This window comes from Elioraea sp. Yellowstone, from assembly GCF_006704265.1.
Lineage (GTDB): Bacteria > Pseudomonadota > Alphaproteobacteria > Acetobacterales > Acetobacteraceae > Elioraea.
Genome location: NZ_VIKA01000138.1, coordinates 1 through 8,419, shown reverse-complemented (window position 1 = coordinate 8,419; position 8,419 = coordinate 1). Strand labels below are relative to the sequence as shown.

Here is an 8,419-nt window from a genome sequence, read left to right as displayed (position 1 = left end):
CCTTCGCGGTCGCGCCCGCGCGCTTCCGCGAGGCGACCGCGCTCGCCGAGGCGCGCGCCCAGCGCGCGCTCGCCGCCCACCGCCCCGCCCTCGCCGGCAAGCGCGTGTTCCTCTTCCCCGACAGCCAGATCGAGATCCCGCTCGCGCGCATGCTCGCGCGCGAGCTCGGCATGCAGCCGGTCGAGGTCGCCACCCCCTATCTGCATCGCGGCCATCTCGGCCCCGAACTCGACCTGCTGCCCGCGGGCACGCGCCTCGCCGAGGGCCAGCACCTCGAGCGCCAGCTCGACCGCTGCCGCGCCGCCCGTCCCGACATCACGGTCTGCGGGCTCGGCCTGGCCAACCCGCTCGAGGCCGAGGGCCTCACCACCAAGTGGTCGATCGAGCTCGTCTTCACGCCGATCCAGGGCTACGACCAGGCGGGCGACCTCGCGGCGCTGTTCGCCCGGCCGCTCGATCGGCGCACCAGGCTCGCGGTGTAGCCGTGCAGCTCGCGGTCTGGACCTACGAAGGACCGCCGCATGTGGGGGCGATGCGCGTCGCGACCGCGATGGAGCGGGTGCACTACGTGCTGCACGCGCCGCAGGGCGACACCTACGCCGATCTCCTCTTCACCATGATCGAGCGGCGCGACCGCCGCCCGCCGGTCACCTACACCACCTTCCAGGCGCGCGACCTCGGCGGCGACACGGCCGAACTGTTCCGCGCCGCGCTCGCCGAGGCGCAGGAGCGGTTCCGGCCCGACGCGATCCTGGTGGGTGCATCCTGCACCGCCGAGCTGATCCAGGACGATCCGGGCGGGCTCGCGCGCACCGCCGGGCTCGCGGTGCCGATCGTGCCGCTCGAGCTGCCCTCCTACGCGAAGAAGGAGAACTGGGGCGCCGCCGAGACGTTCTACCAGGTCGTGCGCGCCTTCGCCGGACCGCACGCGCCGCCGCCCGGCACGCCCCGCCCGGCGCGCCCGGCCGGCCGCCGCCCGCGCTGCAACATCCTCGGCCCGACCGCGCTCGGCTTCCGCCACCGCGACGACATGCACGAGATCGCCACGCTGCTCGCGCGGCTCGGCATCGATGTGCACGTCACCGCCCCGCTCGGCGCGACGCCGGCCGACATCGCCCGCCTCGGCGAGGCCGACTTCAACGTCGTGCTCTACCCCGAGATCGCCGCGCCGGCGGCCGCGTTCCTCGCGCGCGCCTTCGGCCAGAAGGCGACCCGGACGGTGCCGATCGGCGTCGGCGCGACGCGCGCCTTCGTGCGCGAGGTGGCCGATCTCGCCGGCGTCGATCCCGCGCCGGTGCTGGAGCGTGCCGGGTCGCGCCTGCCGTGGTGGTCACGGTCGGTGGACAGCACCTATCTCACCGGCAAGCGGGTGTTCGTGTTCGGCGACGCGACCCACGCGATCGCGGTGGCGCGGGTGGCGGCCGAGGAGATGGGGTTCACGATCGTCGGCCTCGGCACCTACTCGCGCGAGTTCGCCCGCGAGGTGCGCGCGGCGGCCGAACGCCACGGCGTCCCGGCGCTGATCACCGACGACTACCTCGAGGTCGAGCAGGCGGTCGCGGCGCTGCAGCCCGAGCTGGTGCTGGGCACGCAGATGGAGCGCCACATCGCCAAGAGGCTCGGCATCCCCTGCGCGGTGATCTCCGCGCCCGTGCACGTGCAGGACTTCCCCGCGCGCTACTCGCCGGTGATGGGGTTCGAGGGCGCGAACGTGCTGTTCGACACGATCGTGCATCCGCTGATGATGGGACTCGAGGAGCATCTGCTGGCGATGTTCCGCGACGATTTCGAGTTCCGCGACGAGGCCGCGCCGTCCCATCTCGGCGCGACCGCCGCCGCCGCCCCGGCCGTCTCCTCCCCGGCCGTCGCGGCGGCGGCCCCCGCCGGGGATGCGCCGGGCTGGGCCGCCGAGGCCGAGCGCGAGCTGCGCAAGGTGCCGTTCTTCGTGCGCGGCCGCGCGCGCCGCAACACCGAGCGCTACGCCGCCGAACGCGGGCTGTCCACCATCACCGTCGAGACGCTCTACGATGCCAAGGCGCACTACGCCCGCTGACGCGATCCCGATCCGCGTGGTCGTGGTGACGATGGACAGTCACCTGACCGGCGCGGCGATGGGTGCGCGCGCGGCGCTGCGGCGCGAGCTGCCCGGGCTCGACCTCGCCGTGCACGCGGCCGACGAGTGGGGCGGGGATCCGGCCGCGCTCGAGGCCTGCCGCGCCGACATCGCGCGCGCCGACATCGTGATCGCGACCATGCTGTTCCTCGACGACCACATCCGCGCCGTGCTGCCCGCGCTGGAGGCGCGGCGGGCGCAGTGCGACGCGATGCTGTGCATGATGTCGGCCGGCGAGGTGATGCGGCTGACCCGCCTCGGCCGGTTCAGCATGAGCGACGGGGCGCGGGGACCGCTCGCCCTGCTCAGGCGGCTGCGCGGCAAGCCCTCGGGCAGCGGCTCCTCCGGCCGGGGCCAGATGCGGATGCTGCGCCGGCTGCCGCACATCCTGCGCTTCATCCCCGGCACCGCCCAGGACGTGCGCGCCTACTTCCTCGCGCTCCAGTACTGGCTCGGCGGATCGCAGGAGAACATCGCGAATCTCGTCCGCATGCTCGTCGGGCGCTATGCCGCGGGCGCGCGCGCCGCGCTCGCCGGCGCCGTGACCGCCGCCCCGCCGATCGCCTATCCGGAGGTCGGGCTCTACCATCCGCGCGCGCGCGGGCGGATCACGGAGCGCCTCGCCGACCTGCCGGCCGCGACGGGCAGCGCCGGCACGGTCGGCGTGCTGCTGCTGCGCTCCTACCTGCTCGCCGGCAACACCGCGCATTACGACGGCGCCATCGCCGCGCTGGAGGCGCGGGGGCTGCGCGTCATCCCCGCCTTCGCCTCGGGCCTCGACGCGCGGCCGGCGATCGAGCGCTTCCTGATGCGCGACGGCGCGCCGGCGATCGACGCGCTGGTCTCGCTCACCGGCTTCTCGCTGGTCGGCGGCCCCGCCTACAACGACGCGCGCGCGGCGGAGGAGATCCTCGCCCGCCTCGACGTGCCCTATGTCGCCGCCCACCCCCTCGAGTTCCAGACCATCGAGCACTGGCAGGCCGATCCGCGCGGGCTCACGCCGGTCGAGGCGACGATGATGGTCGCGCTGCCCGAACTCGACGGCGCGATCTGGCCGATGACCTTCGGCGGCCGGTCCTGGGCGGTCGAGGGCGAGGCGCGGCGCGACATGGCCGTGCATCCCGAACGTGCGGCGATGCTCGCTGCGCGCGTGGCGAGGCTGGTGGCGCTGCGCCGCACGGCCCGCGCCGAGCGCAAGGTGGCGATCGTGCTGTTCAACTTCCCGCCCAACGCCGGCGCGACCGGCACGGCGGCGTATCTGTCGGTGTTCGCCTCCGCCTGGAACGTGCTGCGCGCGATGCGCGACGCCGGCTACGCGGTCGCGCTGCCGGCGGATGCCGAGGCGCTGCGCCGCGCGATCTGCGAGGGCAATGCCGCGCGCCACGGCACCCATGCGAACGTCGCGGCGCGCATCCCGGCCGAGGAGCACGTGCGGCGCGAGCCCCATCTCGCCGAGATCGAGGCGCAGTGGGGACCGGCGCCCGGCCGCGCGCAGTCCGACGGCGCATCGATCCTCGTGCTCGGCGCGCGCTTCGGCAACGTCTTCGTCGGCATCCAGCCCGCCTTCGGCTACGAGGGCGATCCGATGCGGCTGCTGTTCGAGCGCGGCTTCGCGCCGACCCACGCCTTCTCCGCCTTCTATCGCTGGCTGAGGGAGGATTTCGGCGCCGACGCGGTGCTGCATTTCGGCACGCACGGCGCGCTCGAGTTCATGCCCGGCAAGCACGCGGGGCTGTCCGCGGCGTGCTGGCCCGACCGGCTGATCGGGGATCTGCCCAACATCTATCTCTACGCCTCGAACAACCCCTCCGAGGGGATGCTGGCGAAGCGGCGCACGGGGGCGACGCTGATCTCCTACCTCACGCCGCCGGTGGCCCATGCCGGCCTGTATCGCGGGCTGCTCGACCTCAAGGCCTCGATCGACCGCTGGCGCGCGCTGGACCCGGAGACGGACCCGAACGCGCGTCTGGCGCTCGCGGGTCTCGTCCAGGCGCAGGCGGCCGCGGTCGATCTCGCCGCCGCCGAGCCGCCCTGGGATGATCCCGCGGCCGAGATCATGCGCCTGACGGACGCGCTGCTGGAGCTGGAATACACGCTGATCCCGCACGGGCTGCACGTGGTCGGCGCGCCGCCGGACGCGGCCCAGCGCGCGGAGATGCTGGATGCGGCGAGCATCACCGATCCGGCCGAGCGCGCGCGCCTCGACGCCCTGCTGGCCGACGACAACGAGACCCGCGCGATCCTGCACGCCCTCGATGGCGGCTACACGCGTCCCGCCCCGGGCGGCGACCTCCTGCGCAGCACCGAGGTGCTGCCGACGGGCCGCAACCTGCACGGCTTCGACCCGTTCAGGATCCCCTCCGCCTTCGCGATGCAGGACGGCGCGCGCCAGGCGGAGCGCCTGCTCGCCCGGCACGCGGCGGACGGCAACGGCCTGCCCGAGACGGTGGCGATCGTGCTCTGGGGCACCGACAACCTGAAGACCGAGGGCGGCCCGATCGCGCAGGCGCTCTGGCTGATGGGCGCCGAGCCGCGCCACGACAGCTACGGCCGCCTGGCCGGGGCGCAGCTCGTGCCGCTCGAGCGGCTCGGCCGGCCGCGGATCGACGTGATGGTGACGCTCTCCGGCATCTTCCGCGACCTCCTGCCGATGCAGACCCGGCTGCTCGCCGAGGCCGTGCTGCTCGCCGCCCGGGCCGACGAGCCCGAGGCGATGAACTTCATCCGCAAGCACGTGCTGGCGCATCTCGCCGCCCATGGCGGCACGGTCGAGGAGGCGGCGCTGCGCGTGTTCGGCAACGCCGACGGCGCCTATGGCGCGAACGTCAACCACCTGCTCGAGACCGGCGCGTGGCAGGAGGAGGACGAGCTCGCCGAGGCCTATCTCCGCCGCAAGGGCTTCGCCTACGGCGTCGATGGCCGGCCGATGCGCCGGGACGCGGTGCTGAACGCGGTGCTGGCGCGGGTGGAGGTGACCTACCAGAACCTCGACAGCATCGAGGTCGGGCTCACCACGATCGACCAGTACTTCGACACGCTGGGCGGCATCAGCCGCGCGGTCAGGCGCGCGCGCGGGACGGAGGCGGCGGTCTATGTCGGCGACCAGACGCGCGGCGAGGGGCGCGTGCGCACCGTCGCCGAGCAGGTCGCGCTGGAGACGCGCACGCGCGCGCTGAACCCGAAATGGTTCGAGGCGCTGCTCGCGCACGGCTACGAGGGCGTGCGCCAGATCGAGGCGCACGTCACCAACACCATGGGATGGTCGGCCACGACCGGGCAGGTCGCGCCCTGGGTGTACGACCATCTCGCCGCGACCTTCATGCTGGACGAGGCGATGCGCCGGCGCCTCGCCGCGCTCAACCCCACCGCGTCGGCGAAGATCGCGAGCCGCCTGATCGAGGCGCATGAGCGGCGGTACTGGTCGCCCTCGGCCGAGGTGCTCGACCGGCTGCGGGCGGCGGGCGAGGAGCTCGAGGACCGGCTCGAGGGCATCATGGGAGCACCGGCATGACCGCGATCGACCTGACGCGCCCGCGCGCGGCTCCGAAGCGCGCCGACGGCGACGGCTCGGTGCAGGTGCACGCCGATCCCGCCCTCAGGATCGAGGGTGCGAAGGTGTTCGCGGTCTACGGCAAGGGCGGCATCGGCAAGAGCACCACCTCGTCCAACCTCTCGGTCGCCTTCGCCAAGCTCGGCAAGCGCGTGCTGCAGATCGGCTGCGATCCCAAGCACGACAGCACCTTCACGCTGACCAAGCGGCTCTGCCCGACCGTGATCGACGTGCTCGAGAGCGTGGAGTTCCACACCGAGGAGCTCAGGCCCGAGGATTTCGTGTTCGAGGGCTATGCGGGCGTGCTCTGCGTCGAGGCGGGCGGGCCGCCCGCGGGCACGGGCTGCGGCGGCTACGTGGTCGGCCAGACGGTGAAGCTCCTGAAGGAGCACCATCTCCTGGAGGAGACCGACGTCGTGATCTTCGACGTGCTGGGCGACGTCGTCTGCGGCGGCTTCGCGAGCCCGCTCCTGCACGCCGATCGCGGCCTGATCGTCGCCGCGAACGACTTCGACTCGATCTTCGCGATGAACCGGATCGTCGCCGCGATCGCGGCCAAGGCGAGGAACTACCCGGTGCGGCTCGGCGGCGTGATCGCCAACCGCTCGGATGCCACCGACCAGATCGAGAAGTACAACGCCGCCTCGGGGATGAGGCTGCTCGCGCACCTGCCCGCGCTCGACGTGATCCGCCGGTCGCGGCTGAAGAAGGCGACGCTGTTCGAGATGGAGCCCTCGCCCGAGCTCGCGGCCGTGCAGCAGGAGTATCTCCGCCTCGCGGCCGCGCTCTGGGCGGGCATCGCGCCGCTGGACGCCCGGCCGCTGCGCGACCGCGAGATCTTCGACCTGCTGGGCTTCGACTGATGCCGACCACGACCTACGAGGCCCGCCGCGGCGAGCTCCTGGCCTATTTCGACCGCACCGCGGCCGAGGCCTGGGCGCGGCTCACCTCCGACGCGCCGGTCTCGGGCATCCGCGCGACCGTGCGGGCCGGGCGCGAGCGGATGCGCGCCTGCCTGCTCTCCTGGCTGCCGGCCGATCTGCGCGGCACCCGCGTGCTGGATGCCGGCTGCGGCACCGGCGCGCTCGCGATCGATCTCGCTCGGCGCGGCGCCGAGGTGGTCGCGGTCGATCTCTCGCCCACGCTGGTGTCGCTCGCCCGCGAACGCGCCGGCCGTGCGCCGGGCCCCGGCCGCATCGCCTGGCTCGTCGGCGACATGCTCGATCCCGCACTCGGCTGCTTCGAGCACGTCGTCGCGATGGACAGCCTGATCCACTACCGTGCCCAGGATGTCGCCGCGGCGGTGGCGGGCCTGGCCGCGCGCACGGGGCGCTCGCTGCTGTTCACCTTCGCCCCGCGCACGCTGCCGCTCGCGGCGATGCACGCCGTCGGCACGCTGTTCCCCAAGCGCGACCGCGCCCCCGCGATCGCGCCGGTGGCGGAACGGCGGCTCAGGCGCCTGCTCGCCGCCGCGCCCGGGCTCGCCGGGTGGCGGATCGGACGGACGCAGCGCATCGCCTCGGGGTTCTACACCAGCCAGGCCCTGGAGCTCGTGCGGCGATGAGACGCCTCAACGCCTCCCTGGCGAGGGGCTGGACGCGGGTCGGCACCCGCTTCCTGCCCTTCGCCGACGCCGCGAGCCCGGATCTGCCGCTGCCGCGGCTGCTCAGGCTCTCGCTCTTCCAGGTCTCGGTCGGGATGTGCGCGGTGCTGCTGGTCGGGACGCTGAACCGCGTCATGATCGTCGAGCTCGCCGTCCCGGCCGGCCTGGTCGCGACGATGGTCGCGCTGCCGCTGCTGTTCGCCCCGTTCCGCGCGCTGATCGGCTTCCGCTCCGACCATCACCGCTCGTTCCTCGGCTGGCGGCGGGTGCCCTACATCTGGTTCGGCACGCTGCTGCAGTTCGGCGGGCTCGCGATCATGCCCTTCGCGCTGATCCTGCTCTCGGGCGACACGACGGGCCCGATCTGGGTCGGCCATGCCAGCGCGGCGCTCGCCTTCCTGATGGTGGGTGCGGGGCTGCACACGGTGCAGACGGTCGGGCTCGCGCTCGCCACCGACCTCGCCCCGCGCGAGGCGCAGCCGCGCGTGGTCGCGCTCATGTCGCTCATGCTGCTGATCGGCATGCTGGTCGCGGGCCTGGGCTTCGGTGCGCTGCTGCGCGAGTTCAGCCAGCTCCGCCTGATCCAGGTGATCCAGGGCGCCGCGGTCGCGACCATGGCGCTGAACCTGGTCGCGCTCTGGAAGCAGGAGGCGCGCGACCCCGCGCGCACCCGCCACGACCGCGCGATCCCCTCGTTCCGCGAGAGCTGGCGCGGCCTCTGCGCCGAGCGGCAGTGGGATCGGCGCCTGGTCGCGGTCGGGCTCGGCACGGCCGCCTTCGCGATGCAGGACATCCTGCTCGAGCCCTATGGCGGCGAGATCCTCGGCCTTGCCGTCGGCACCACGACGACGCTGACCGCGCTCTGCGCCGCCGGCGGCGTGGCGGCGTTCGCGCTCGCCGCGCGCGCGCTGGGCCGCGGCTTCGATCCGCACCGGCTCGCCGCGCACGGCGTGCTCGCCGGCATCGTCGCCTTCGTGCTGGTGCTCGCCGCCTCCCCCTTCGGCTCGCCCGCGTCCTTCGCCGCCGGCACCGCGCTGATCGGCTTCGGCGCCGGGCTGCTGACGGTCGGCCTGCTCAGCGCCTGCATCGACGCCGCCCCCGACGGCAAGGCGGGGCTCGCGCTCGGCGCCTGGGGGGCGGTGCAGGCGAGTGC

General features: G+C 73.9%; 6 protein-coding genes. All 6 read left to right on the top strand.

What is annotated here, in order from left to right; genetic code table 11:
* Nucleotides 1-482 (top strand): nitrogenase component 1 (locus FK498_RS15355; RefSeq protein ID WP_304598718.1); only part of this gene is annotated, 482 nt, incomplete at its 5' end.
* Between the two features lie 2 nt (nt 483-484).
* Entirely contained in the window at nt 485-2,053 is a 1,569-nt protein-coding gene (gene bchB / locus FK498_RS15350) for a ferredoxin:protochlorophyllide reductase (ATP-dependent) subunit B (protein ID WP_141856053.1), read from the top strand.
* The gene (locus FK498_RS15345) at nt 2,028-5,624 is read left to right on the top strand and encodes a magnesium chelatase subunit H (protein ID WP_141856051.1); all 3,597 of its coding nucleotides are present in this window, start codon (nt 2,028-2,030) and stop codon (nt 5,622-5,624) included. The genes bchB and FK498_RS15345 overlap by 26 nt, the downstream gene beginning before the upstream one ends.
* Nucleotides 5,621-6,526 (top strand): ferredoxin:protochlorophyllide reductase (ATP-dependent) iron-sulfur ATP-binding protein, encoded by a 906-nt coding sequence (gene bchL / locus FK498_RS15340; RefSeq protein ID WP_141856049.1) that lies wholly within the window; start codon nt 5,621-5,623, stop codon nt 6,524-6,526. Before FK498_RS15345 ends, bchL begins: the two co-directional genes overlap by 4 nt.
* Nucleotides 6,526-7,227: a magnesium protoporphyrin IX methyltransferase gene (gene bchM / locus FK498_RS15335; protein WP_141856047.1), complete on the top strand. Its 702-nt coding sequence runs from the start codon at nt 6,526-6,528 to the stop codon at nt 7,225-7,227. Before bchL ends, bchM begins: the two co-directional genes overlap by 1 nt.
* Nucleotides 7,224-8,419: BCD family MFS transporter (locus FK498_RS15330; protein WP_141856045.1), on the top strand; the 1,196-nt coding region annotated here is incomplete at its 3' end. The genes bchM and FK498_RS15330, both read left to right, overlap by 4 nt.